Origin of the sequence: Methanobrevibacter sp. (genome assembly GCF_045644645.1) — an archaeon.
Taxonomy (GTDB): Archaea; Methanobacteriota; Methanobacteria; order Methanobacteriales; family Methanobacteriaceae; genus Methanocatella.
On sequence record NZ_JAZRHE010000089.1, the window covers coordinates 1 to 25,443 of the forward strand.

A 25,443-nucleotide genomic window follows, 5' to 3' on the forward strand; every position below is an offset into this window, starting at 1 on the left:
TATTTAACGAAAAAAACATAAATCCCGAGAATATACTATATATTTCATGTGAACAGCTAAATAACATACAAAAATGTGACATATACACCACAATTGAAGACTATGTTAAAAATTTCCACAATTCAAGCTTAAAAACATTAAATCATGAAATATTTTTATTAATAGACGAATCACATTATGATAAAAATTGGTCACTTGCAGGTAAGATGATTTATGATCAAAGCAAAAAGATTTTCATGATATTTACCGGGTCATCAGCACTAAACCTAGACTATGATGCGGAAGCTTCAAGAAGGATAATAAACTACAACATTAATCCACTAAATTACACACAGCATCTAAATTTAAAGTATGGATATTATCCAATTGATTTTTCAAACTCCTTAAAAGATTTAATTTTTAGTGGAAATGTTGAAAATGCAATTAAATTAGAAGAAAAAACAAACCGTGACTTATTAAATTTAAGAGGATGGACTTCAACAGATTGGGATAATTATTTCAAATTTGGAGGATTTCCGCAGGTAATGTTTGATAAAAGACAACGAGAAATAGTGAAAAAACTGTTTTCATCTGTTGATACAGTGATAAGAAAAGATCTGGGAACAATAAAAAACATCACAACAGACACACAAAGCTATGCAATGAGAATACTGAAATTTATGGCGCAAAAATACCCTGGAGAGGTTTCACAAAATAAATTATCTTCCGAACTTAAATGCTCATTTAGCACGATAAATACCCTATTTTATCTATTTGAAAAAACACGACTATTATTCCATTTTGACAATTATGGAGGAATTAACCATAGAATAAAAAAATCACAACAATATTACTTTGCAACACCCAGTATACGTCATATCATTAACTTGAACTTTGGTGTGACTAATTTAACAGTAGATGAATACGATGGGATATTGTTTGAAAACTTTGTTGCATCATCATTGTTTAATTTAATAAATAATGAGAATTTCTTTGATTTTAATTCATATTATGAAAAAAGGAAAGGAGGAGTAGATTTTCTTGTTAAAAAGAGCTTTGAAAATCCAATACCAATAGAAGTAGGTAATAAAAATAAAGATAAAAGACAAGTGATTCGTGCAATGAATATTCATGATTCAACACATGGAATAATAGTATCACAAAGAGATACAATTGAGAAAGATGGAGAAATAATTTACATCCCAATTAAATCATTTTCTTATATCTAAAGAAAAAAATGTTATTAAATTAATTTCTGTTGATAATCAATATAGCTAGGCTCTGAAATTTCCTTAACGACATCATCATTTTTTAACTCCCCAACCAATAGTGGTGAATCAGGATTATGCTGTTTCTGATTCATTTTCACCAACTTGATGTTGCTGTTGGCATAGCAGTACTTACATCCATGCATGCAAGTGTTATATGCTCCAATATCCCGTCCAAACAAACAATTACATTCACGGATGGTGTATTTTCCTTTAGGGATTTTTAAATTTTTTCCAATAGCCCTTTCAAGCACTTGTTGAGTCATGCATCCTGTCGTATCAAATTCAAATTTGGCCAAGAGATCTCCTTCAACACAAGTTTTCATATCCAAATCATAGTTTTTAGCTATTTTTGCAAATTCTTCACCAATTATCAATTGCTCTTCGACCGTAACCTCTTTTGCTTGTGGAAAATTTCTTAAAACCTTTTGATACAGGTCAATGAAACTAATGGTACAATCATTGGTGTAATCAGATAATTCAGAGGTCAATTCTTCAAATTTATCAATATGAAAATCCAGCGAGTACTTTTCATCAATGAATATGGGGTCATATCTCCAGGAAACCTTATTTACACCCAATGCATCAGACAGTTCCTTAAATGATTCAATGACCTTCTTGTAACTTGGAACGTTAGCTTCAATGTCCTTTCCATAAGGAGTTATTGTTACAAACCAGAATTGACGGAATTTTGAGAGCTCATCCAAATTATTGAGCAATGGCTTAGGGTTTTTAGTGCAAAAGCATAGGCAGTCTATAATTTTAGAATCAAGAGGATACCTATAGATATCATCATTATATGGATTTTTAGAATAAACAAAGCCTTCTTCAATTCTGTTTAAAAACCATTTGGAATAAAAAGCGGGGATATCAGTTCTTGAGCCAGTGTTGATTATCATAAAAAAAAAAGAAAAATAAAAGAGATTCATAAATCTCTTCCGAATATGTGTACTGCTGCAGTACCTCCGGTACCCCCAATGTTGTGGGTCATACCGATTTCTGCACCTTCAACTTGACGTCCGCCAGCTTCTCCTCTAAGTTGCCATACGATTTCAGCCGCTTGAGCAATACCAGTAGCACCTAATGGGTGTCCACGTGCTTTAAGACCGCCAGATGAGTTGATTGGGAAATCACCATCAATTTCTGTTTGGCCTTCCTCAATAGCTATTCCGCCTTTACCCTTCTCTGTAAATCCTAGGTCTTCCACTGCTAAAAGTCCATTAATTGAGAAACAGTCATGCACTTCACATACATCAATGTCTTTTACTGTTACTCCTGCCATTTCATAAGCTTTTCTGGAAGCCACTTTGGTAGATTCAATAGTAGTAATGTCTTTTCTATCGTGTAAGGTTAAGGTTCCAGAAGCCTGTGCAGAAGCTTTTACATAAATTGGAGTATCTGTGTACTTTTTAGCATCTTCAGCAGGCACCAATACAATGGCTGCAGCTCCATCACTTACAGGAGAACAGTCTAAAAGTGTTAACGGGTCTGCCACCATAGTGGAGTTAATCACTTTATCTACAGTAATTTCAAATGGGAACTGTGCATTCGGGTTTTTAGATGCATTTTTATGGTTCACTACGGAAAATTGCGCCAACTGTTCACGGGTAGTTCCATATTCGTGCATGTGCCTTTTAGCAATCATTGCATATAATGATGGGAAAGTCGCTCCCTGTTGTGCCTCCCATTCCTGGTCTGATGCAGTGGCAATGGCCGGAGTGGCGTCCACGACATCTGTCATTTTTTCCACACCTGCGGAAATTACAACATCATGAAAACCGGATGCAACAGCCATAATTCCTTGTCTTAAAGCAAGACCTCCTGATGCACAGGCAGCTTCAACTCTTGTAGCTGGAATTGGATTAAGCCCTACATGATCGGAAATAAGCGCTGCAATGTGTTCCTGTTCTACAAAAAGACCAGAAGACATATTTCCAACAAACAATGCTTCAATGTCATCTCCATCAATGCCAGCATCCACTATAGCCTTTATACCAGCTTCAGCAATTAAATCCCTAAAGGAAGAATCCCATAATTCACCAAATTTAGTTTGTGAAACTCCGATAATCGCAACATCTCTCATATTTAAGCCCCCTTACATTTTAATTTTACCTTTGAATTTAGCATAAACGGCATAATCAACATAGGTTTTGTCATTGATGATGTCCTGTGTTTTTGGAGCTAATTCTCTTCTTTCAACAATCTCGTCTTTTACGGTTATAGTGAATCCGTCACTTCCTGCACCTGACCCATATGAAACAACGAATATGTTATCCCCAGGTTCTGCAACATCTAAAATGTTGGATAATGCAAGAGGCACTGCACCAGAATAAGTATTTCCAATATTAGGGGTTAAAAGACCTTGTTGGATTTGTTCTGATGTGAAACCTAATTTTTTACCCGCCCTTAGGTAAAACTTACCGTTAGGCTGATGGAAACAAGCGTAATCATAATCTTCAGGTTTTGTGTCAGTCTTTTCAAACAACATCTTTGCTGCACTTAAAACATGCTTGAAGTAAGCCGGTTCACCTGTAAAACGACCCCCGTGGGACGGGTAGTTCTGACCTTCCCTCCTGTAAAAATCAGGAGTGTCTGTAGTGAAACTTACAGTAGTGTTTATGTCAGCTATGGTATTTTCCTTACCTATGATATAAGCGGCTCCGCCTGCAGATGCAGTATATTCCAAAGCGTCTCCAGGTGCGCCCTGTGAAGTATCTGCACCAATAGCCAATGCATACTCCACCATATCAGATTCTACAAGTCCCATGGACATTTGAATACCTGCTGTTCCTGCCTTACAAGCGAATTCCAAATCAGCGGCAGTCAACTTTGGAGTTGCACAAACTGCTTCAGCAACAATGGATGCAGTTGGTTTTACTGCATAAGGATGTGATTCGGAACCAACATAAACAGCACCAATCTTGCTTGGATCAATTTGAGCTCTTCTAAGAGCATATCTTGCAGCAGTTACTGCAATAGTTGCAGTGTCTTCATCAGCAGAAGGAACTGACTTTTCGTTAACAACCAAACCTTTTGATAAAGCTACAGGGTTATCTCCCCATACCTTTGCAATTTCTTCTACCTTAATTCTATATGAGGGAACATGCGCCCCATATCCTACTATTCCTACCATCAAATCACCTTAAATCAAAATATTTAAAGACATTAAAAATTAATTTAATTATTTATATTATATTTCTATTATTATATAAAACTAACTAAAAATTAGCATTTTTTAAACAAAATAAGAAATTTTAATAGAAAAAGTTTTGACAAGATGCAGTCGCCGGGATTCGAACCCGGGTTGTAGGCTTGGAAGGCCCAAGTAATAACCAGACTATACCACGACTGCATAAAAAATGCGGCGTCCGGGATTTGAACCCGGGTCTCTAACGTGGCAGGCTAGAGTCTTAACCAGGCTGGACTAACACCGCATGAAAAATAACAACAAATAAACTTATGTTTTAATCTTATATAAAACTTTCGATATTACTGAATTTTCTTTGCAGTTACACAAATCCAATCATTTTCCTCATTAACATAAGCTTTAAAATCGTCAAAACCTGTTTTTTCCAAAGACTCCCTTAAAACATCTTCAGAGTATATTTTCATGTCCAATAGCTCCACCAAATCATCGTATTTCTCCATTTCACCTTCCCTATATACGGCTTCATTACAGAAAAATACCAGACCGCCTTTTTTCAATACTCTGTTCACTTCCTTTAAGTCGTTGATAAAATCCGGCCAGAAATAGATGGTTTCAAAACCTGTTACAATATCAAAGGTTTCATCAAAAAACGGCATCTCCGAAACTGAACAGTGCAAAACATTGACAATGCCCCTGTCCATAGCCTCCTGATTTAATTCTATTGACTTTTCAACGCTGACATCCGAATAGTCAATTCCAACAACCCTTCCGTTTTCAGAAATCTGTTCTGCGAAACGCTGGATATTTCTTCCACCGCCACAGCCGACATCCAATATTTTGCTGTCTTCCTTGATTTCAATGTGACTTACTCCCCACTGAGCCATGTTTTCATGGGATTTGTTCATTCTATCCAATATCTGATTGCCCAGCTCACCGACGGGCTTTCTTGCATTTATGATAAGTTCCTTATCTTCAATATTATGTCCTGTATTCACCTTATCGTTACTCATATTAACACCTATTTTTTCATTCCTTTTCTGGTTTTGATGGCCTGTCCTGTTTGGAACTCTTTTATTTCACAAGCTCCTAAAAGCGCTTTTCCATAAGCAAGCAATTCATCCTCTTCATTGACTATCAAAACCTCGTCTTTTGACCTGATGTTGTCATCACAATCGACTACAAATTTACAGAATACGCTTTTTCCATCAAGTGCGAATGGCTCTGAATCCTTATTTACAACCACCCTATTTTCCGGATAAGGCATTTTATTATGCAATCTCTTTGCACCCTCCTTTGATAAAATCAAATAAGAATCTGATGCTCTCATATTCACAATCAACACCTTTCCATCATAAATGTGTCTGATCTTACCTGTTTTTTTACTTTTTTCAATGTTGATGTTTCCTGTAAACAGCGCATCCCCCGCTCCAACGCCAAACTGATAGTCTGCAATGGCTTTGATCTTTTTAATATCGTCTTTCTTGTATCTTATTTCATCGGAATCAATGCATTTGTTATACAATCCAATTTCGAGGTCCTTAATTATTCTTGAATGGATCAATATCTGCTCATAATATTCCACAAATTCCGAAATAAAGTCCTCAACAAATTCAATGCTGTCGACATCACGGGTTTTTGGAGCATCATTTTGACTTAATGGATAAATTTCATCAATTTCCAACGGTATCAATCCGAATGGCACATCCAATACCATGAAATCAGTGTTGTCCAAGTCAATTTCCTGCTCTGCACCATAGATATAAAATTCACCAAGTTTTCCTGATATGAATTTGGAGTAGGGTTTTCTTGTTGGAGGCAATATTACCAAATCTCTTTTTTTGGGCATTTCACGCAGCCTTTGCATGTGCCTTAATACTTCCGGGCGACATAATGACTCTGGCCCTGTGTAGAAAAACGCTGACTTTTTGCTTCTAGGGTCATATTTTTCCAAATCCTTTGAGTAGTTTCCAAGCTGCCTTACAGCTTCCAGAAGTGCCGGATGAGCCCTGCATCTCTCTTCAACCAGTTCCATCAAATTTCCATCATAAATGGCTTGTCTTATTAATCTTAACTCTGCAAATGAAACATGCAAGTTGTGCTGAGCTATTAAATCCCTTCTTTTTTCTTTCGGCATTGCCCTTAAATCATCCGGAGTGTATTTTGTACATACTTCACAGGAACACGGCATTTCCTGCAGGTTTTCCAATTTATAGGTTCCCCTTGTGGACAAAAGCCTGTCATCTTCCGCATATAATATGTATGCCGCCGAGTCAAACAAGTCACATCCCATTGCAACGCATAATGCAAATATCATTGGATGGCCTGCACCCATCAAATGGCGAGCGGTACTGTCCGGCAGTTCCTTCATTGAATTCATTACAACATCAACCAGATCCCTGTAGTGATATGATTCCATTAGGGGAACAACTGCCCCTATAGGGTATAAATCTGCATCCAATTTTGATAGCTCGCGTGCACATTCACGTCTTAAATCCAGAAATGTTGAGCCCTGAACAACGGAATTCAACATCATTTCCATATTTTGGGACTTTTTGTATTCTACAGCTTCCTTTGAGCGCTCCAAAGTAATTTTCAAATCACTTTCAGCCTTTTCACGGTCAACAAATGGTGCTGTTGGAATATCCAGACTTGTTCCAATATCCGTTTTGATCAATTCCTGAAACTCAATGACTTCCTTGTTGGTGATTTCCACATCACCATATACTGAAAGCTGAAAAGAACCGGAATCGGTCATGATGGGACCGTCAAAATGAATCAGTTCATGCAGTCCCTTCTCGACAGCCTCCTTTTTCAACTCTTCATCCTTATAAATCAGGTATGCATTTGTAATCACAATGTCCGCACCATACTTGGCAACGTCTATCGCTTGTTTTCTTGGGTGAATGACGGGCATCAAAGCTGGAGTCTTGACCTCACCGTGTTTGGTTTTTAAAACACCAACCCTACCCATATTATCTTTAGCTTTAATTTCAAACATTTATTTTACCTTACTCAATTGTTTAGCGAACTTCAAGTTCCATTTTAAAAAAATCATATCCAAAAAATGGAGTGTTAACAATAACTAAATTAACTTTAAATTAGAAATTATATAAATTTTGCTCATTCAATACCTCAAAAGTAGAATTGACATGATAAAAAATAATTAACCCATAAAATTGAAACTAGAACATTGAAATTAAGAAAAAATGAAATCGGCTTTCAACTAGAAAAATCATAAATATCAAAAAATACAATATTCTTTTAGATAAGATGAGCTATGAAGAAAATGCCAGAATAATAAGCGATGATATTTTCGACCTGGTGAATGCCTGTTTCGATGATGAAAGAAGTGGTCAAAATATTGAAGGAAGGGTTAATTTTTTTAATACTTACAATGATTATTTTGTTTTAACAGATGATGGATCATATTCTATTAACTCAAAGGAAATAAACCATAAAATTGAAACGCTTCATACATCTACAGGTGCAATAAGTGAGTCCTTTGAGAAGTTTATCAAGCCCATGAAGTTTGACTATACAAACGACATTGCAGTTCTGGACATCTGTGCAGGACTTGGCTACAACACCTCTGCGGCAATATCCGATTTTCTAGAGCATGGACACACCTCAAACCTGAAAATAGATATGGTCGAAATATCCCATGCAACACTGGCATGCGGCCTTCTGGTCCCATCCCCAATCAAAGCCCATGACATCACCAAAAAGGCAATTGAAAATGAACTTATAGCCCAGGATTATGCCGCTTTAAGTTTAGAGGAATGTGAAATTCCGGAAAACATTGACATTGACGTTTACATTGAAGATGCAAGGCAAACCGTTCAAAGGTTAGATGACAATAGCTACGATGCCATATTTTTAGACCCTTTTTCACAGAATATGGCTCCCGAACTGTTTTCACTTGAATTTTTCAAAGAATTCAAACGAGTGATAAAGGAAGATGGAATTGTAGCTACCTATACATCTGCGGCACCTATTAGAGACGCGTTTATTGAAGCTGACTTTTATATAGGACAAGGCCCAATATTTGGAAGAAAGCAAGGCGGTACATTGGCCAGCCCAAATCCATCAATGCTCGATACATCACTTCCAAAAAACGATGAGATAAGAATTGCCTTGTCCGATGTTGGAATTCCATTCAGGGATTCTAACTTAAACAATTCCAGTGAATTCATTTTAGAAAGAAGAACCGAAGAAAGACATGATGCCCGCCATAACACCAAAATATCATCCGCCGTAAAAACGCCAATATTTTTAGGAAGCGAAATGGATGATGAAAAACTAAAAAGAAGAGTTGAGCGTAATTTGGCAAAAATGAATATCCCATCGACCACCTCCCCTGAAGCCTTTTATATCATTGAATGCGAAAAGGAATATTCCAAAAAACAGGATGGAAAAAATAACTCAAGAAACAGAATTCTGGACATGCGTGAAAGATTAAAAATAGTGAAATCAGGAAACTTCCCTGAAAATTAAAAAAAAAGTAAAAGTTGAAAATATCATTCAACAGTTACGCATTTCGCCAAGTTCTTAGGCTTGTCAGGGTCATGCCCTTTTTCAATTGTAATGTAATATGCTATCAATTGCAAAGGCACAATATAAACCAATGGAGCAATTATCTCCTTGACATCATCATTGATTGGAATAACCGCATTTGCCTTAGCCTTCAAAGATTCGTCAGTTGCAGATCCGATGGCCAATACATTAGCTCCACGAGATTTAACCTCTTCTAAGTTACTCATGGTCTTTCTATAATTGTCTCCGGGAGGAATGACAACTACCACAGGAATTCCTTCATCGATCAAAGCCAAAGGACCATGTTTGAGTTCACCTGCAGCATAGCCTTCACCATGAATATAAGTAATTTCCTTAAGTTTTAAAGCCCCTTCCAAAGCGGTAGGATATGAATAGCCTCTTCCCAAATAGAAGAAATCCCTGGCATAATTATATCTTTTTGATATGTCTTTAACCAAATCAACATCGCCAAGAGCCTCATCAATGAAATCAGGCACTTTTTCAATTTCCTTAAGGAGTTCTGTGTTTTTGGATATCAATGCAGACAATAAGTAAATTGCAGTGAGTTGAGCCACATAAGTCTTTGTTGCTGCAACTCCAATTTCAGGACCTGCCTGAGTTTGAATTACATATTGGGCCCTTCTGGTAATTGATGAACCTGCAACATTAACAATTCCCAAAGTTTTTGATGTCTGATTGGCCACATCCAATGCCTTAAGTGAATCGGCGGTTTCACCTGACTGTGAGATGAAAATGACCAAAGTCTTATCATTCAGCGTATTTGCCGAATATTTGAATTCGGATGCCAATATAACATCAGTCGGAATGCCTGCAAGTGATTCTATTAAATACTTTCCGGTCAATGAAGCATGGTAAGATGTTCCGCATGCCACGAAGCATATTCTCTGAAGGTCGCCTACCTCATCAATGATTTCTTGAATATTATCCTTTTGTGTCAATGTATTTCTAACAGCTGTTGCCTGCTCATTGATTTCCTTAATCATGAAATGATCATAGCCCTCTTTTTCAGCCATTTCGGGAGTCCAATTGATGGTATCTATTTCCTTGTTGACTACATTGTCAAATTCATCATGAACAACAACACCCTCCTTGTCTATAATTACAATCTCACCCCTTTCAGGATAAATTATATCACGGGCATATTTTAAAATAGCTGGGGAGTCTGAAGCCAAGAAATAACCATCCTCACCAATTCCTACGATTAAAGGAGAATCTTTACGTGTTGCAACAATTTTATCAGGTTCGTTTTTGCTGATTGCGGCAATTGCATAAGCGCCTTCAATCACATCAATAGTTTTTCTGACCGCATGCTCCAAATCAAATTTTTCATCCATGAACTTCTGAATCAGGTGTGGAATGACCTCAGTGTCAGTGTCTGACTTGAATACATGGCCTTCAAGAGTAAGCTTCTCTTTTATTTCAAGATAATTTTCAATGATTCCGTTGTGTACAACGGCAATAGTATTGTCCTCATCAACGTGAGGGTGTGAATTGAGCTTTGAAGGGTCTCCGTGTGTTGCCCAGCGAACGTGGGCGATTCCGAAGTTGCCCGGCATGTCAGTTAAATCCAATTTTTTATCTACTTCTTCGATTTTACCTTTATCTTTTTTAATGTGGATTTTATCATCATCAAATGTTGCCAAACCAATTGAATCATAACCTCTGTATTCTAATTTTGAAATACAATCAAAAAGGATAGGTGCTACATCTTTTTCATCTTTTAATATACAACCTACAATTCCACACATCTAATCACCGCTATAATTGTAAATATCTTTGTAAAGTTTAACTACTTCGCCGATTATTAAAATAGCCGGGGTGTTAATATCCTTATCAGAAATATCACCCAATGTTCCAAACACCACCCTTTCATCAGGCAATGTTCCGCTTTCAACAACACAAACTGGTGTGTCAGCCGGACGATATTTCATTATTTCAGAAGTATTCTCACGAATGTTTCCAATGCCCATTAATATAACTAATGTATCTGCAGTATAATCCCAATGAACCTGACTTTCAGGTTTTGTTGGGTCTTCATGACCGGTTACAATAGTTAGGGAAGTAGCTACTGCCCTGTGAGTTACCGGTAGTCCAAGAGAAGTTGGTGCCCCAATAGCTGAAGTTACACCTGGAATTACTTCAAATTTGATATCATGTTCCATCAAAGCCAATATTTCTTCGCCACCACGCCCAAATACAAAAGGGTCTCCGCCCTTAAGCCTGACTACATTTTCATGTTTTTGAGCTTGTTTTATGATTAACTCATTGATTTCATCCTGTGTTTTATAATGTTCCCCTGCCTTTTTACCGACATATATCCTTTCGGCGTCTTGAGAAGCATGAGCCAATATTTCTTCATTAGCCAAATAATCATATAAAACAACATCTGCTTTGTTTAAAGCTTTCACTGCTTTAAGAGTTATTAAATCAGCATCTCCAGGACCTGCACCAATTAAATAAACTACCATACTATCACGCTATAAAAAACCTTTAAAGAAGTTTAAACCATCATCAGACCCGAATAATTCTTCACAAGCTCTTTCAGGATGAGGCATCATGGCACAAACAAGTCCGGATTCATCACAAACACTTGTAATGGCTTCCATAGACCCATTTGGATTTTTGCCTTCAAATTGAAGAACAATCTGGTCCTGATCTTTTAATAAATCAATATTCTCTGTATAAAATCTTCCTTCAGCATGAGCAATCGGAAGGGAAATAATATCATTGGTCTTAAATGCTTTAGTAAAAGGAGTTCTGGCAGTTGAAACCTTCAGGTCAACCCATTCGCAGTTGAATTTTGGGTTTTCATTAGTAATGAAAATGCCTGGAACAAGGCCAATTTCACCTAAGATTTGAGCGCCGTTGCATATTCCTAAAACCGGTTTTTCCTCTTTAACCAATTCTTTAATTCCATCTATTACCGGTGTGATGGAAGCCATTGCACCAGCCCTTAAGTAATCACCATAAGAAAAACCTCCTGGAATTACAATGCCATCATAGTCAGTTAATTTCTCTTCACTCCACCAGACATATTCCGGAGTAAGGCCTGCCAGCTCAATAGCCTGTGCTACATCACGGTCGCAGTTTGTTCCTGGAAATCTTATTACTCCAATTTTCATTCAAATCCCTCTATTTACCACATGCCATGTTTTGTGGGATAACATTAATTTTATAATCATGAATTACCGGATTACAAAGTAACCTTTCACACATGTCCACAACATTTTCCCGGATTACCTCTCTGTCTTCACCTTCCATTTGGAATTTAATGGTTTCAACAGTTTTCACATTATTAACATCATAACCGAGCAATTCGAGAGACCTTTCAATTGTTGTAGCTTCAGGATTTAACATACCACTTTTTAAAGAAATTTTTACTTCAATATCGAATAACATTTAAATCACCTTTTCTGAATCAGGAATAATTCTGTTATAAACTTCCACATAAGCATCCATAACTTCACTGTCTTTACCTTTTCTGAATAATTCCTTATCTAACATGTCTAAAGTTTCACTATCCCATAATCTGCATCCGTCAGGAGAAATTTCATCACCCAAAAGGATGTTTCCACCCATATCCTTACCAAATTCCACTTTAAAGTCAACTAAAATAATTCCAGCATCGGCAAAGAACTTTACTAAAACTTCGTTGATTTTAAGTGCCTTTTCTGTCAGGATTTCGATTTCTTCCTGAGTTGCAATACCTAATGCCTTTATAAGAGAATCATTTAACATAGGGTCATGGTAGTCATCATCCTTGAAATCCATTTGAACAATAGGAGGTTCCAACCTAGTGCCATCCGCAATTGGATATTTGCGAACCAAACTACCTGTTGCGATATTTCTAACAATGACCTCGATTGGAATCATTTCAAGTTTTTTGGCAAGCATCACATTTGGTTCCAGCAATTCAATGAATTGTGTTTCAACACCGTTTTCCTCTAAAACTTTGAATATTTTAGCAGAAATTATGGCATTGTAAGCACCCTTATTGGCCATTACCTCTTTTCTTGCACCATCACCTGCAGTCATATCATCTCTAAACTCAATGATGACCTTATCATCATCTGTAGAATTATATACGCTTTTTACTTTTCCAGAATTGATTAACTCTTTTTTGTCCATGATATCAACAAAACAAATTTTAAATTATTATAATATAATTTAAGTTTTAATATTATATAAAAATAGTTAAAAAATGAAAAAAATGGTAGTTATAATTCATTGATATAAGAAACATCACCTTCTGTAATGCCGAACTTCATCCCATTAAGAGATCCGTTCGGAAGGCGAGACATTATAACTACTGGATATTCATCGCCAGGCCTTATTATCATCTGATGGATAACATCCTGACGGGTTGTAATCTCTATCTTATAGGCATTATCTATTTTTGAGAAATCTCCATCCAGAAAAACCTCATTGAACGTTTGGTTTAGGAGGTAGTCGGGAAATTCCCCTTTGATGTCAAAATGATTTAAAACATCCTGAAATATCATTTGAACTTAGTCCATTTTCGGAAGCTTATCCTGGTCTGAATCATAGGAAGAACCAATGAGCTCTCCGGTTTTTACGTCATATTGGCGGAAACCACCATCAGAATAGGATACTTGACGGTAGGTCAAGCCTTCCTGCTGACCGCTTTCTATTATTTCTTCTTTTACTACTTTCACGATATCACCTACATTTGAACTTCCAGATGAAGATTCGATATTACTAACTTTATTTATAATTTTACTTACTTCGTGATTGCCATTCATTGAAGTGAATGCCACTGCACCACCCACGAATATTATGACAACTACAAGAGCCAATACAATTGCAATAAAGCCTTTCATATTTTCACCTCAAAGCTTTCTATAAAAATTTGAGAGTTGGTATTAAAATACTTTTCTATTTAATTTATATATAACAACTTTTATAATATTAAATATGGATTTGAAAAATACCACAATACTTCTCATATTATTACTATGTGTTCTAGGTTTAACCATTGGAGTCTACTATACCGAAGCCAGTGAGAACACCCAACCTGCTGAAGAGTGTGAAGAAGTAGTTTACGTTGATTCAAGCGGAGAAATAACCATTCACCTGGAACCACTGCAAAAAAATGAAAGTAATATAGTCAACAAACTTTTAGTCAATTCCAATTAAAAAAAAGAGAATTGGAAAATTAATTCTCAACTCTTTCTTCAATCTCATCCCATTCCTCGTTTTTGGCTGGGCGCATTGTGAACACCAATGACGCAACAAGCAACAGAGCTGCTGAAACGATTGTGAAATTCAGCTGATCGATTGATGAGTTGTTTACCACATCAATCATTCCGCCAATCCAAACTATTGAGATGAAAATCGGAAGGACATACTTGACTATTACAAGCCACCACTTTCCAAGCTTGATTGTCTTGCTTCTTGAATTCAAAAAGTCAACCAGCCTTTCAGCCTTGAATACCCATGCAAAGACTATGCACTCAACGATTACGCCAAACAGGAGCGCAATCTGGTTGATAAATGTATCCACAAAGCCGAGAAGTGACCCTCCATATGCTGTGGCATAAATCATTGATATCAATGCTCCGACAATGCAGAGTATTGTCATTGTCCTGTTTCTTGTAAAGCCGAACTTGTTTTGGATTGAAAATGACAGGGGTTCGACTGTGGACAAGATGCTTGTAAGCCCTGCAAGATAGACTGTAATGAAAAACAGCGGTCCCAAAACATAGGCCCACTGACCAATTACGTTGAATACCGTTGGATATACTATGAACACCAAACCTGTACCCTGAGTTACCAGATCAGCTACTGCAGTTCCAGACTGGACTGACATGTAGCCAAGAATTGAAAACACACCCAATGCTGCGAAGTTTTCAAAAAGGGAGTTTGCAAGGGCTATTGAGATTGTGTTTGTGATTAAGTCAGCATCATCTTTTGTATAGCTTGCATAAGTAAATGCGATTGACATTCCAAGACTTAGTGAAAACACAATCTGCCCGAAGGCTGCCATCCATATCTCAAAATGGCCTAAAAGTGACCAGTCGGGATTGAAAAGCTGTGCAAGGCCAACTGATGCGCCGGGAAGGGTCAGTGAAAATCCGACAATGAGAACCATTATTACGAATAATAATGGAACAAGAACCTTTGAAATCTTCCCAAGACCTTCCTCAAGGTCTCTGTGTGAAATAAACCAGATTATGAACCATCCGACAAGCATCGCAATGGCTATAATTGGAATGAAGCTGGTCAGGGTGGTGTATGAGTCTGAAGACTGAAGAAGGGTTGTTGCGAAAAACGCATTCGGATCCGCTCCCCATCCCTTAAAGAAGCTCAGCACAATGTAGATTGCATCCCAGCCCATGATGGCTGAGTAGTAAATCATGATCATGAAAACTGCAACCGGCAGAAACCAGCCCAGATATTCGAACTTCGGATTTATCTTTCTAATCGCCTTTGCAAAGGATGACTTGAAATTGTATCCGACGCCATACTCCAGAATCAGAAACGGTATTCCCATAACCAGGATTGCGACTATATACGGTATGTAGAACGCTCCCCCGCCGTTGGAGTAGAGCACATACGGATATCTCCAAATGTTTCCAAGACCAACTGCCGAACCTATCATTGCCAGAATGAATGAAAGGTTGCTTCCCCATTCGTTTTTGTCTTCCATAATTTCCCATCTTCCCATATGTTATGTAAATTATTTTGTATTTGAAATAATAAATAGGTTTACTTTTAACTGGGAAATGGGAACTATCAAAATTAAAAAAAATAGATAACTCAAAGAGTTATCGGACTATTCAACAATGAAATACTTGTATTGTGTTTCGGTATGGTCGCTTAACTCTTTAAAGATGTCATCTGAAAAAATTTTACTGCAGTTCAACCTTTTAAATACTTCAAGATACTCATCTTCAGTACGATAAATTGCACTGTAATCTGATTCCAAACCTTCGGAATAGAAATCCTTTAAAGTCAATCTAGTTTCCAAACATGAAATAGGCTCCATGGCAAACACTTTCATGTTTTCGGATCCGATGCTGTTTACCTCATCCATAACAATCTCAATATCGCCGTCGTTAATGTACATTAAAAATCCGCTGAAGATAACCACGTCAAAAGGAGGCTCGATTAATAGCTCATCAACCTTAATGTCTGTTGCTGACATTACCTGAAACTTGCAGTTAGGATAATTTTGTGAACTGTTTGCTATTTCAATGAGGTCTTCGGAGAAGTCCAAACCTAAAAACGATTCGCATTTGTCATGCAATGCTTCCGCCCAACGGCCGATTCCGCAACCGATTTCAATGACCTTTTTTCCGGACACATCAATATTTTCAAATAATAGCTTTTTCTCTTCAATGTGCCTTTGTTCTGAGTTTTCCTTATCCTGGAATAAAACAATTGATAAATCACTGTCAAAATCCTTATTTGCTCGTTTATTGAAAAAATTCTTTACCTCATCTGAATCAATATCCTCTTTATCACCATACAGTCTAGACATACTATTCACCTAAATGTTTTAATAAAATAATCACTATAACTTGTTTTATATTAAAAACAATATAAATATTGTTGTTATCAGATATTGTCCAAATTTACTAATTTTTCAAAATAAAAATAAGATGTTCGTATAACAAAATATTTTCATAATTTGCTTTAATATTTTCCGAAATCAACTTCACTTAATCCATGCCCCACACGCTCTTCTTCAGGAGGAAGCTGCATATAATCCCCAAAAACCGGGACAAGAGTGGCTTCTTGATTGTTAGGAATATTTGCATAAATATCTTCAAATTTAACTTTCTTTATAGGATTAAAATCTTCAATTTTAAAACAGACCAAATTATTCAATGTTAAATCAGCATAATATCTGCAGTCTTGATTTTCATATTTCCTATATAGCTTTACCATCTTTTTTTGAAAGTGCTTCGGGGTTAAACCTATTATGTTGAGAAAAGAATGCAATAATCTTGAAAAGACCTCAACCAACTTCACATCATGTTCCACCTTTATTGAGGAAATGGAACATAATTTACTTAACAGCAGGCATCTGCGCATATATAAGAACCTTTTAATTTTATTATTGGGAACTTTATCTAAAATAAATATATCAATATGAATTCCTAATTTAAATGGAACCTGACTATCCCAGTATTCGGACCAATAAGTTCCGTTCAATGATAATCGTCCAAACTGAAAGAAATAGCCCTGATCATACCTTATATCAAAAATCGTGTATTTTTCACTGTTTTTTTCAGCCATTATATTTAAAAACCTTTCATAATCGTCCCTGAACATTATCAAATCAATATCATCATCCCATGGAATGAAACCCTGATGTCTGACAGCACCAATTTCCGTTCCATAAATTAAATAGTAATCCAAATTATTTTCATCACAGAGGGCAATGAAATCTTTTAAGATTAAAAGTTCCACATCTTTGATATGCTGAAGTGTATCATCATTATCATTCATCTTATCGCCTTATAGCTAATACTTGTTAATTACATTAAGATTATTATTTTCAAAATCTTCCATTATTTTACAAATAGCTTTTGAAACCTCAAAATCAATGTAAGCATTACTTTTTCTAAGCTCGATTGCTTTTGCAAAGGCTACAAGCTCATACCTTATTCCTTCACCATCCAATTGATAGAAATACTTTTTATTCTCTTCCTGATTTTCATATCTCAGTTCAAAATAATCTGTTTTCCACCAAGGCGCCGGAACATAAGCATAACCTTCAGAACCGGAAATGATTAGTTCACCTTCAGACTTTACGCTGTTTGCAACTTTGATTGAAGCAACAGCATTGTCATATTGAAAATCAATTTTTGTAAATAAGTCAAAATTAGGATTATCTTCCAAAATCAATGAGTTGATTGTTTTATTTTTATAATCAACACCCAGAATTTGGAAAATCGGCAATAATGCTGTTGGTGCCCATGCTGTAATACTGTTCCAGGAATTATCGCCATATTCCCTTAGACTGGTACATGTGGCATCGATTGAATAGACATCACCAATATTTCCTCCTTTAAGCAAAAGCAATAATCTATTATATGCAGTGGAATAAGCAGTTTTAATAGAATCCATTAGAATTAAATCACTATCAATAGCCACTCTTTCAAGTTCAACACATTCCTTTTCAGTTAAAGCAAATGGTGACTCGCACAATACATGCTTTCCCTGATTTAAAGCTTCTTTAATTTGTGTATAATGCTTTGATGGATGGGATACGATATAAACTGCATCAACAAGACCCAATAATTCATCATAATCACTGGCGAATGTTATATTCTCATTTTCATAACATTTCTTTTCTTCTTCATTATATGCAAGAATTGCATTGACATCAATACCATTGACAAATTTGGATTCATCGAAAAACTTCTTTAAAACATTTCCTTCACCAACAAGACCTAAATTAATGCTTCTGTTTTTGGATCTGATGTCTGAGCTTGAAACGCCTTCGGTTCTCTCCAAATAAACAACATCACAATACTCCTTTAAGTAGTCAAAATGACCAACCCAATCTGATCCCACCGTGAAAATATCAACTTCAAATCTTTTTATATCATCGATTTTTTGGCCTTCATATTCCTCAATGATGATTTCATCCGCAAGCCCTGTTGCCCGCACAGACTCAATCCGCTCCATTAATGATTGCTTTACATTGATTTTACCACGTTGCTTGTCAAAATCGTCCGCAGTAACGCCCACAATTAAGTAATCACCCAATTTCTTTGCCCTTTCAAGAAGTCTCTGATGACCATAATGGAACAGGTCGTATGTCCCATATGTAATTACCTTAATCATTTTAATATTCCTCTCTTTTCCAAATCTTTGAATGCATCAACTAATTTATCATTATCTTCAAGAGTCAAATCACCAATGTGACCTACCCTAAACATTTTATTTCCAATCTCACCGCCATTCGGATTGACCCAAATATTATAATCGAATTTCAGTGCATCGACAATGTCTTCAGCATTTGAATTGATGCAATAGACTCCAGTAACTGAATTTCCCAAGCAATCACATTTAATTTCTAAAGGCAAATCTTTGATTCTTTCTCTGAAATCATTTGCCAATTCTGCAACCCTTTCAATTTCAGTTTCAACTCCGCCCTGCCCTTTGATTTCTTTTAATCTTTGATTGATTTGCAATAATATTGTTACTGCCGGCGTAAATGGAGTTTGTCCTCTTTCCCCATTTTTTAGCATGTCCTTCAGGTCAAAATACATTGATTTGCATTTGTTGTCTTCAACCCTTTTTAATGCATTAGGGCCTAAAACTACTATTGAAATTCCTGGTGGGCAGGCTAGTGCCTTTTGAGAGCCGGTTATGACCACATCAATGTTTTTTTCCTTCATGTTTAGCGGATTTGCCAAAAATGAGCTGATTGCATCAACAATGAGGAAAATATCATTTTCGCTGCAGAATTTGGAAATCAAATCCAAATCATAATAAACACATGAACTGGTTTCGCAAATGTTTACTAAAAATGCAGTGTATCCTTTATTGGAATAATTACTTAACAGTTCTTCAGTGATGTTTTGGCCGAAATCAAGTTGTATTTCATCATTTGGAATCTCATGAAGGTTGCATAAATCAACAAATCTCTGACCAAATCCTCCGCCATTAACAATTAAAACTTTATCTCCCTTTGTTAAAACATTCATTACAGTAGCTTCCATAGAAGCTGTTCCTGATCCCGTAATAAACACGACTCTTGAGTCTTCATCAGCATAAACAAATTCTTTCATCAACTCTTCATTCTCAAACATTATTTCAGAAAATTCATCGTTTCTAAAATAAGGAGTCTGTTCACCGCCTATTTTTCTAACAGACTCGCTACTCATTACCGGACCAACAGTGAAATTTAACATAAAATGACTTCCTAACCTATTAAAAAAAAATTTATATTATTTTATATAAAATATAATTTAAAAAAAGAAATATTTAAAAATTTCCAATACCCATTTTTTATATAATTCAATAGAAAGTATTTAATTAAAAAGATTAAAATTAAAGGAAAATTAATATGGATAAATCAAAACGATATGATGATGAAACATTAAAACATTTGCAACAAGTTGAAATGAAAATTTTAAGATATTTCATTGAAATTTGTGAAGAAAACAATTTAACATATTTTATGTATGCCGGAAGCCTTCTTGGGGTCATAAGACATCAAGGGTTTATTCCATGGGATGATGATATTGATGTAATCATGTTTAGAGATGACTTCGAAAAATTAAACAAAATCTTCGAAGAAAACATAGATGAAAGATACAGATTTTTTAATGTTTTAAACGAAGAAACCTACCATTACACCTGGGGAAGGCTGACACTGAAAAATACGATTTTTAGAGAGTGGTGGGGAAATCAAGTTGACTACACACCCCCTATTTTCCTTGATATCTTTATTTTAGATAATATCCCAAGTAACAAATTTAAAAAGTTTGTCCACAAATGGACAGGGTTTGCTTGGAATCAGCTGACAATGTATTCCATCCTCAAATTTGAAAACGAGTCAAAATTAAAACAGACAGTTCAACGAACAATGCATTACATATTAAAAATACTTCCTGTTTCACCTACTGCAATCAAGAAAAGATGTGTGAAATCATATACCAAATATCAAAATGAAAACTGTGAGGAGGTATGCGATTTTCCATCAGAAAACCAAATGCAGATGTCCTTTAAAAGTGATTGGCTGCCTCTAAAAAGAGCGAAATTTGAAGACATGGAAGTCAACATACCAAATAATTACGACAAGATATTGAGAATGGATTTTGATGATTATATGGAACTGCCTCCAGAGGAATCCAGATTCAATGCGGCGCCGGAAGAAATCGATTTTGGCGAATATTAAAACACGATAATATTCATAAGTTAAGTATTGAACTTAAAAAAAAATCCTATCAAAAAAAAACTTATAATAAATTATTCTACAACAATTAAAATGACCTGCAAGGAGATTAAATGTCTAAAAGTAAAAAAAACATATGTTTGGTAACAACCGTGTATTCATTTTTCTTATATCTATTAATAAAAGGATATGATGAAGATGACATCTACATATTTACCGCATGGTTTCCAAAAGAAGTGTCTAAAAACGTGGACCATATCCAAATGCCACCGGTAAGCTTTAAGGGAAAAAAATTCGCCGAATTGAATTCGATTTCCGGAATTTGGCAGAATATCATTGGATTTTCCAGATATTTCTATGGTTATCTTAAACTTAGAGTTTTGCTGTTTATCAAAACATTTAACTGCGATGTTGAAGCTTACGGGCATGCGCAAACACCGTTCTCATACATACTTTTTGAAAATGAAAATTCAAATATCATTGAAGACGGATTAGAAAATTATAGTGCTGAGATATGTGAACCCCATAAGATCAATCCATTCATTGACTTATTCCTGCATATCTGTGGAATCTATTTTTTAAACAACTGTGAATGTTACGGCACTCACAAAAATGTGAAAAACGTTTATTTGACAAACAAACATGAAAATCCATTGATTAAGGATAAAGTAAGGGTTATCGATATCGATACTCTTTGGAATGAATTATCAGAAAATGAACAAAGTAAAATTCTTCAAATATTCAATATTGACTTGAACAACATGGATTTTAATAAAGAGTCCGTGATAATACTAACACAACCATTATCTGAAGGACAAGAAAATATCACTTTAGACCAGGAATTAACAATCTATAAAAATATGATTGAAAAATTTAAAGACAAATCTGTGATTATTAAACCTCATCCCAGGGACCTGAAGAATTATAGTGAAATATTTCCGGATGTGGAGGTAATTGACAGATTCTTCCCAATAGAGTTGCTGAATTTAATTGGAATAAAACCAAAGGTTGTATGTTCTATTTTTTCAACAGCATTATTGAACTTTAAAGAATCCGAACTTTATGTTTATGAAGGAGACTTATACAATCCCAAATTTGAAGGATTTAGAGACGATTTGATTAATTTAATTAATGAAAAAAACTAAATACTCTCCAATATCACTTAGTTTTATTTAATCAAATATTTCCTCTAATCTTTAATAAAAACCTTAAAACCATAGAATATATGTATGTTAATGTAATATGCCCATTACGAGCTAAAATAAACCATAACCGAAAAATTTCACTTTTTAAATTGGGATTGGAATATTCTGCACACCTTGAATAATCTTTAATGATGGAAATCCTGTCATCCTTTGATAGATCAGAAATTACAATATCATAAGCCAATTCATCAAAAAAAAGAGAACAGTATCGATCAAAAAATAGTTTTGAATTTCCAAACTGTAAAGATAACTCTCTTAGTTTATCAAAAGCAAGGAACACTTTATGTAAAAATGATGCGCTTAATGTTACTGAAATAGATTGTCCGGCAACCCTATAAAAATAATGATTATACAAACTCAAATTAGTCAAGAACAATATATCCGGGTTCAAATAATAACACTGGTGCATGAAATAAACATCTTCCGGCAGATTCTCTAAACATCTGATATCATTATCCAATAAAAACCTTGTTTTATAAATTTTACACCACATTGCTCCGCCATATTTAGTATTTGGGGAGAATAGCATGTCAGGATTATTTAAAACATTTACCTCAGTGAATTCCGGGGGTTCATTTATTTTTTCAGGCTCATCATCAGGACTATATAGACTATTTGTTTTTGAACAAATTATCATGTTCACATTAGTTTCACTAATTTTGTCATATAAAATCTTACAAGCTTCAGGAACATATTCATCATCATTATCCAAAAACATGATATAATCCGCAGATGCGTTTTCAATACCGATATTCCTTGGCCTTCCAGCACTCCCGGAATTAGATTCTAAAAAGATATGCTTAATATTTTCATATTTCTCAGCATAATCTATGATTACTTGACGTGTATTGTCTGTAGAGAAGTCATCTACAAGCAACACTTCAATATTATCAAAACCAATAGTCTGATTCAATAAAGATTCAATTGCCCGTTTAAGATCATCTTCAACATTATATGTGGGTACAATCATTGAAATTTTATAATCAGACATGCGAAAACACCATAATTATGACAATTGCATAAATAACTTTATACATCACCAACAGAATTATTCCAATTCAGATAATACCTTTAATATCTCCTTCTTAGATAATTGTCCTATTTCAGAAGAGTCATAAATAAAATTCGGATGCCCTTCAACAATTTCTTTACGGATAATAAATAGATCTTTAGTTTCTTCAGCATACAAAATTTCATCAGGAGTCATCAGCTCTTCATGTAATTTTTCGCCAACCCTTTTACCAATGATTTCAACATCAATATCTTCTACTTTAAAACCACATTTCGGTGCGTAATATTCAATCATTGCATCTGCAAGGTCTGTCACTTTTACTGAAGGCATTTTCAAAATAAATATTTCTCCGCCTTCAGAAATACTGCCTGCATCTAAAATCAATTTGGCTGCCTCATGAATATGCATAATAAAACGGGTCATTGCCTCATCAGTAATTGTTAACGGCCCGCCATCCCTAATTTGCTTTTTAAATACAGGAATAACAGAACCCCTTGAGTTTAAAACATTTCCAAATCTTACGCATGAAAATTTTGTTCCATCTCTTCCACTATATGCATTAGATGAAATCATGAGTCTTTCGGCAAGTAATTTAGTAGCCCCCATAACATTTACAGGATTTACAGCCTTATCAGTACTAATCAATATAACTTTTTCAACATCACATGAGATGGCGGCATCTATAATATTCTGTGTTCCACCAACATTTGTTTTGACGGCATCCATCGGATTATATTCGCATAAAGGCACATGCTTATATGCAGCGGCATGGAAAATAATATCAATATCTTTAAAAGCTCTTTCTAATCTTCTAATGTCCCTAATATCTCCAACAAAAGTCCTAATTTTTGAGGAATTTAAATCATGTTCCAAGTCGAACAATGCTGTCTCATTATTATCAAAAACCCTTACAACATCAACATCATACTTTAATAATTCTGCAACAATTTTACGACCGATTGAACCGGAACCGCCTGTGACAAGAACTTTTTTCCCTTTGTAAAAATCATTTAACATAACCAACACCTATCTATAAAATTTACCTATTGTTTCCGCCATGTAATCCATTTGTTCGGTTGTTAGTGCAGGAAACATCGGCAATGTAACTGTCTTTTCATGCATCTTTTCAGTAACCGGCAACACATCATCATATTTAAGGCCATTTTTATAGAATTCTGATTTATGAACCGGGTCAAAATAGATTTTAGATGAGATTCCGTTTTCAGACAAATAATCAATTAAATCATCACGTTTGTTGGCTAAAACTGAGAATAATTGATATACATGATTATATCCCTTTGGAACTTCAGGAATTATTATTTCATCTGTTTCTTCCAGGATTCTTTTGGAGAGATATGCAACATTTTCTTTTCTCATTTCAATTATTCTATCCGCTTTTGCGATTTGTGAGATTCCCAAAGTTGCAGTTAAATTTGACATCCTCCAATTAAAACCCAGTTCAATATAATCAAATAGTCCCACAGTGGAGAAGTAATCTCCGCTTTCCAAACGCCCATGTGACCTGATCAGTTTTAATTTCTCATAAATTTCATCGGAATCTGTTACAACAGCTCCGCCTTCACCGGTTGTGATGATCTTATTTTGACAGAAACTTAATATGTTTGAATCGCCAAAAGTGGCTACATTTTTACCATCAACTGATGCCCCGAATGCTTCTGCTGCATCTTCAATAACAATTAAATCATTGTCTTCCGCAATATCCTTTATTTCTTTAATCTTACAAGGACATCCTCCATAATGAACAGGAATAATTGCTTTAGTGTTTTCAGTTATCTTTTCTTCAACTGCTTCGGGATTTAATCCACATGTCTCTTCTTCAATATCTGCAAAAACAGGTTTCGCTCCAACAAATAATGGGGAATTAACAGTTGCAATAAATGTAAATGACGGAACAATCACCTCATCATTATTACCAATCCCGTGAGCAAGCAATGCCGCATGTAAAGCTGAAGTACCTGAATTTAGGGCAATTGCATGCTTTGTCCCAATATAATCTGCAATTTTTTTCTCAAATTCGTCTACATTTGAGCCAACAGCCCAAAATTTACCCGAAGCTATTTGCTCGGAAATAAGTTTAACGTCTTCTTCGTCATTAAAAATCTCAAATAATGGGACATTCATTCTATCTACCTACCAAATAATAACTCTAAAATAATGATTAAATAAATATATAGGATTATAAATATGTTTTTTAATAATTAAATAGTTTATTATCACCAGATAATAAGAGATAGTGATTAAGGCACAATCCGCTTAACTACTGAAACTTTACGTAGAATATTAATTAAAAAGACAGAAATCATAATTACAATAAATGGAGCAATTAAACGAAATTTAACAGAAGCAATATCAATGGAAAATATCTGAATCAAAAA

General features: G+C 35.3%; 25 protein-coding genes and 2 tRNA genes. 5 read left to right on the forward strand and 22 right to left on the reverse strand.

Features of this window, described 5'->3' with window-relative positions; all coding sequences use genetic code 11:
* Positions 1-1,208, forward strand: a 1,208-nt coding sequence (locus tag ACKI4K_RS05150; protein WP_407422941.1) for an ATP-binding protein, incomplete at its 5' end; no start/stop codon positions are given.
* Positions 1,209-1,222: 14 nt separating this feature from the next.
* Here the strand turns inward: ACKI4K_RS05150 and ACKI4K_RS05155 are convergent.
* The 7 genes from ACKI4K_RS05155 to tgtA all read right to left on the reverse strand — a co-directional run bounded on the left by ACKI4K_RS05155 (position 1,223) and on the right by tgtA (position 7,393).
* Positions 1,223-2,146 (reverse strand): DUF1848 domain-containing protein, encoded by a 924-nt coding sequence (locus ACKI4K_RS05155; RefSeq protein WP_407422943.1) that lies wholly within the window; start codon positions 2,144-2,146, stop codon positions 1,223-1,225.
* A gap of 26 nt (positions 2,147-2,172) precedes the next feature.
* On the reverse strand, positions 2,173-3,330 hold the full coding sequence (locus ACKI4K_RS05160; RefSeq protein ID WP_407422945.1) for a thiolase domain-containing protein: 1,158 nt from the start codon (positions 3,328-3,330) through the stop codon (positions 2,173-2,175).
* 12 nt (positions 3,331-3,342) lie between these two features.
* A complete protein-coding gene (locus ACKI4K_RS05165) occupies positions 3,343-4,380 on the reverse strand; it encodes a hydroxymethylglutaryl-CoA synthase (protein WP_407422947.1) in 1,038 nt (345 codons plus the stop codon).
* A 145-nt stretch (positions 4,381-4,525) separates the two neighbouring features.
* Positions 4,526-4,599, reverse strand: a tRNA-Gly gene (locus tag ACKI4K_RS05170).
* An 8-nt stretch (positions 4,600-4,607) separates the two neighbouring features.
* Positions 4,608-4,681 (reverse strand) — tRNA-Gly (locus tag ACKI4K_RS05175).
* A 55-nt stretch (positions 4,682-4,736) separates the two neighbouring features.
* The gene (locus ACKI4K_RS05180; RefSeq protein ID WP_407422949.1) at positions 4,737-5,405 is read right to left on the reverse strand and encodes a class I SAM-dependent methyltransferase; all 669 of its coding nucleotides are present in this window, start codon (positions 5,403-5,405) and stop codon (positions 4,737-4,739) included.
* Between the two features lie 8 nt (positions 5,406-5,413).
* Positions 5,414-7,393, reverse strand: a complete 1,980-nt coding sequence (tgtA, locus tag ACKI4K_RS05185; protein ID WP_407422951.1) for a tRNA guanosine(15) transglycosylase TgtA — start codon at positions 7,391-7,393, stop codon at positions 5,414-5,416.
* A gap of 272 nt (positions 7,394-7,665) precedes the next feature.
* On the opposite strand from tgtA, the gene ACKI4K_RS05190 reads away from it, so the two are divergent.
* Positions 7,666-8,889, forward strand: a complete 1,224-nt coding sequence (locus tag ACKI4K_RS05190; protein ID WP_407422953.1) for an MnmC family methyltransferase — start codon at positions 7,666-7,668, stop codon at positions 8,887-8,889.
* A gap of 23 nt (positions 8,890-8,912) precedes the next feature.
* On the opposite strand, the gene glmS is transcribed toward ACKI4K_RS05190, so the two are convergent.
* From glmS to ACKI4K_RS05225, 7 genes are all read right to left on the reverse strand, one after another.
* A complete protein-coding gene (gene glmS, locus ACKI4K_RS05195) occupies positions 8,913-10,697 on the reverse strand; it encodes a glutamine--fructose-6-phosphate transaminase (isomerizing) (protein WP_407422955.1) in 1,785 nt (594 codons plus the stop codon).
* Complete coding sequence (gene cobA / locus ACKI4K_RS05200; RefSeq protein WP_407422957.1) at positions 10,698-11,417, reverse strand: uroporphyrinogen-III C-methyltransferase; 720 nt, start codon at positions 11,415-11,417, stop codon at positions 10,698-10,700.
* A 9-nt stretch (positions 11,418-11,426) separates the two neighbouring features.
* Positions 11,427-12,071 carry a phosphoribosylformylglycinamidine synthase subunit PurQ gene (gene purQ, locus ACKI4K_RS05205; protein WP_407422959.1) on the reverse strand — a complete coding sequence of 215 codons (645 nt, stop codon included), beginning with the start codon at positions 12,069-12,071 and terminating at the stop codon, positions 11,427-11,429.
* 10 nt (positions 12,072-12,081) lie between these two features.
* On the reverse strand, positions 12,082-12,348 hold the full coding sequence (gene purS, locus ACKI4K_RS05210; protein WP_407422961.1) for a phosphoribosylformylglycinamidine synthase subunit PurS: 267 nt from the start codon (positions 12,346-12,348) through the stop codon (positions 12,082-12,084).
* Entirely contained in the window at positions 12,349-13,077 is a 729-nt protein-coding gene (purC, locus tag ACKI4K_RS05215; protein ID WP_407422963.1) for a phosphoribosylaminoimidazolesuccinocarboxamide synthase, read from the reverse strand.
* Positions 13,078-13,166: 89 nt separating this feature from the next.
* Entirely contained in the window at positions 13,167-13,451 is a 285-nt protein-coding gene (locus ACKI4K_RS05220; protein ID WP_407422965.1) for a hypothetical protein, read from the reverse strand.
* A 6-nt stretch (positions 13,452-13,457) separates the two neighbouring features.
* Positions 13,458-13,790 (reverse strand): hypothetical protein, encoded by a 333-nt coding sequence (locus tag ACKI4K_RS05225; RefSeq protein ID WP_407422966.1) that lies wholly within the window; start codon positions 13,788-13,790, stop codon positions 13,458-13,460.
* Between the two features lie 100 nt (positions 13,791-13,890).
* On the opposite strand from ACKI4K_RS05225, the gene ACKI4K_RS05230 reads away from it, so the two are divergent.
* A complete protein-coding gene (locus ACKI4K_RS05230; RefSeq protein ID WP_407422968.1) occupies positions 13,891-14,106 on the forward strand; it encodes a hypothetical protein in 216 nt (71 codons plus the stop codon).
* A gap of 19 nt (positions 14,107-14,125) precedes the next feature.
* Here the strand turns inward: ACKI4K_RS05230 and ACKI4K_RS05235 are convergent, their stop codons facing one another.
* The 5 genes from ACKI4K_RS05235 to ACKI4K_RS05255 form a co-directional block, all read right to left on the reverse strand.
* On the reverse strand, positions 14,126-15,619 hold the full coding sequence (locus tag ACKI4K_RS05235) for a sodium-dependent transporter (protein WP_407422970.1): 1,494 nt from the start codon (positions 15,617-15,619) through the stop codon (positions 14,126-14,128).
* A 126-nt stretch (positions 15,620-15,745) separates the two neighbouring features.
* Entirely contained in the window at positions 15,746-16,453 is a 708-nt protein-coding gene (locus ACKI4K_RS05240; protein WP_407422972.1) for a class I SAM-dependent methyltransferase, read from the reverse strand.
* Positions 16,454-16,608: 155 nt separating this feature from the next.
* On the reverse strand, positions 16,609-17,427 hold the full coding sequence (locus ACKI4K_RS05245; RefSeq protein ID WP_407422974.1) for a phosphorylcholine transferase LicD: 819 nt from the start codon (positions 17,425-17,427) through the stop codon (positions 16,609-16,611).
* A 15-nt stretch (positions 17,428-17,442) separates the two neighbouring features.
* Complete coding sequence (locus tag ACKI4K_RS05250; RefSeq protein ID WP_407422976.1) at positions 17,443-18,771, reverse strand: adenylyltransferase/cytidyltransferase family protein; 1,329 nt, start codon at positions 18,769-18,771, stop codon at positions 17,443-17,445.
* On the reverse strand, positions 18,768-19,844 hold the full coding sequence (locus ACKI4K_RS05255) for a pyridoxal-phosphate-dependent aminotransferase family protein (RefSeq protein ID WP_407422978.1): 1,077 nt from the start codon (positions 19,842-19,844) through the stop codon (positions 18,768-18,770). The genes ACKI4K_RS05250 and ACKI4K_RS05255 overlap by 4 nt, the downstream gene beginning before the upstream one ends.
* 155 nt (positions 19,845-19,999) lie before the next feature.
* On the opposite strand from ACKI4K_RS05255, the gene ACKI4K_RS05260 reads away from it, so the two are divergent.
* Both ACKI4K_RS05260 and ACKI4K_RS05265 read left to right on the forward strand, forming a co-directional pair.
* Entirely contained in the window at positions 20,000-20,833 is an 834-nt protein-coding gene (locus tag ACKI4K_RS05260; RefSeq protein WP_407422980.1) for a phosphorylcholine transferase LicD, read from the forward strand.
* A gap of 110 nt (positions 20,834-20,943) precedes the next feature.
* A complete protein-coding gene (locus ACKI4K_RS05265; RefSeq protein ID WP_407422982.1) occupies positions 20,944-21,975 on the forward strand; it encodes a glycosyltransferase family 52 in 1,032 nt (343 codons plus the stop codon).
* A gap of 31 nt (positions 21,976-22,006) precedes the next feature.
* Here the strand turns inward: ACKI4K_RS05265 and ACKI4K_RS05270 are convergent, their stop codons facing one another.
* From ACKI4K_RS05270 to ACKI4K_RS05280, 3 genes are read right to left on the reverse strand one after another with little or no spacing between them, the layout of a single operon-like run.
* Positions 22,007-23,026, reverse strand: coding sequence for a glycosyltransferase family 2 protein (locus ACKI4K_RS05270; RefSeq protein ID WP_407422984.1), 1,020 nt, complete (start codon positions 23,024-23,026; stop codon positions 22,007-22,009).
* A gap of 57 nt (positions 23,027-23,083) precedes the next feature.
* Positions 23,084-24,064 (reverse strand): UDP-N-acetylglucosamine 4,6-dehydratase family protein, encoded by a 981-nt coding sequence (locus ACKI4K_RS05275; RefSeq protein ID WP_407422986.1) that lies wholly within the window; start codon positions 24,062-24,064, stop codon positions 23,084-23,086.
* Between the two features lie 9 nt (positions 24,065-24,073).
* Positions 24,074-25,189 (reverse strand): DegT/DnrJ/EryC1/StrS family aminotransferase, encoded by a 1,116-nt coding sequence (locus ACKI4K_RS05280; RefSeq protein WP_407422988.1) that lies wholly within the window; start codon positions 25,187-25,189, stop codon positions 24,074-24,076.
* Positions 25,190-25,443: the final 254 nt, after the last annotated feature.

Bases quoted from the DNA above. Each gene is read 5' to 3' on its own strand.
- ACKI4K_RS05265 (WP_407422982.1), top strand. From the start codon at position 20,944: ATGTCTAAAAGTAAAAAAAACATATGTTTGGTAACAACCGTGTATTCA.
- ACKI4K_RS05280 (WP_407422988.1), bottom strand. From the start codon at position 25,189: ATGAATGTCCCATTATTTGAGATTTTTAATGACGAAGAAGACGTTAAA.
- ACKI4K_RS05155 (WP_407422943.1), bottom strand. From the start codon at position 2,146: ATGATAATCAACACTGGCTCAAGAACTGATATCCCCGCTTTTTATTCC.
- ACKI4K_RS05275 (WP_407422986.1), bottom strand. From the start codon at position 24,064: ATGTTAAATGATTTTTACAAAGGGAAAAAAGTTCTTGTCACAGGCGGT.
- ACKI4K_RS05240 (WP_407422972.1), bottom strand. From the start codon at position 16,453: ATGTCTAGACTGTATGGTGATAAAGAGGATATTGATTCAGATGAGGTA.
- ACKI4K_RS05190 (WP_407422953.1), top strand. From the start codon at position 7,666: ATGAGCTATGAAGAAAATGCCAGAATAATAAGCGATGATATTTTCGAC.
- purS (WP_407422961.1), bottom strand. From the start codon at position 12,348: ATGTTATTCGATATTGAAGTAAAAATTTCTTTAAAAAGTGGTATGTTA.
- ACKI4K_RS05180 (WP_407422949.1), bottom strand. From the start codon at position 5,405: ATGAGTAACGATAAGGTGAATACAGGACATAATATTGAAGATAAGGAA.
- ACKI4K_RS05235 (WP_407422970.1), bottom strand. From the start codon at position 15,619: ATGGAAGACAAAAACGAATGGGGAAGCAACCTTTCATTCATTCTGGCA.
- ACKI4K_RS05270 (WP_407422984.1), bottom strand. From the start codon at position 23,026: ATGTCTGATTATAAAATTTCAATGATTGTACCCACATATAATGTTGAA.
- ACKI4K_RS05245 (WP_407422974.1), bottom strand. From the start codon at position 17,427: ATGAATGATAATGATGATACACTTCAGCATATCAAAGATGTGGAACTT.
- ACKI4K_RS05165 (WP_407422947.1), bottom strand. From the start codon at position 4,380: ATGGTAGGAATAGTAGGATATGGGGCGCATGTTCCCTCATATAGAATT.
- tgtA (WP_407422951.1), bottom strand. From the start codon at position 7,393: ATGTTTGAAATTAAAGCTAAAGATAATATGGGTAGGGTTGGTGTTTTA.
- ACKI4K_RS05225 (WP_407422966.1), bottom strand. From the start codon at position 13,790: ATGAAAGGCTTTATTGCAATTGTATTGGCTCTTGTAGTTGTCATAATA.
- ACKI4K_RS05160 (WP_407422945.1), bottom strand. From the start codon at position 3,330: ATGAGAGATGTTGCGATTATCGGAGTTTCACAAACTAAATTTGGTGAA.
- purC (WP_407422963.1), bottom strand. From the start codon at position 13,077: ATGGACAAAAAAGAGTTAATCAATTCTGGAAAAGTAAAAAGCGTATAT.
- ACKI4K_RS05260 (WP_407422980.1), top strand. From the start codon at position 20,000: ATGGATAAATCAAAACGATATGATGATGAAACATTAAAACATTTGCAA.
- purQ (WP_407422959.1), bottom strand. From the start codon at position 12,071: ATGAAAATTGGAGTAATAAGATTTCCAGGAACAAACTGCGACCGTGAT.
- cobA (WP_407422957.1), bottom strand. From the start codon at position 11,417: ATGGTAGTTTATTTAATTGGTGCAGGTCCTGGAGATGCTGATTTAATA.
- ACKI4K_RS05250 (WP_407422976.1), bottom strand. From the start codon at position 18,771: ATGATTAAGGTAATTACATATGGGACATACGACCTGTTCCATTATGGT.
- ACKI4K_RS05255 (WP_407422978.1), bottom strand. From the start codon at position 19,844: ATGTTAAATTTCACTGTTGGTCCGGTAATGAGTAGCGAGTCTGTTAGA.
- glmS (WP_407422955.1), bottom strand. From the start codon at position 10,697: ATGTGTGGAATTGTAGGTTGTATATTAAAAGATGAAAAAGATGTAGCA.
- ACKI4K_RS05220 (WP_407422965.1), bottom strand. From the start codon at position 13,451: ATGATATTTCAGGATGTTTTAAATCATTTTGACATCAAAGGGGAATTT.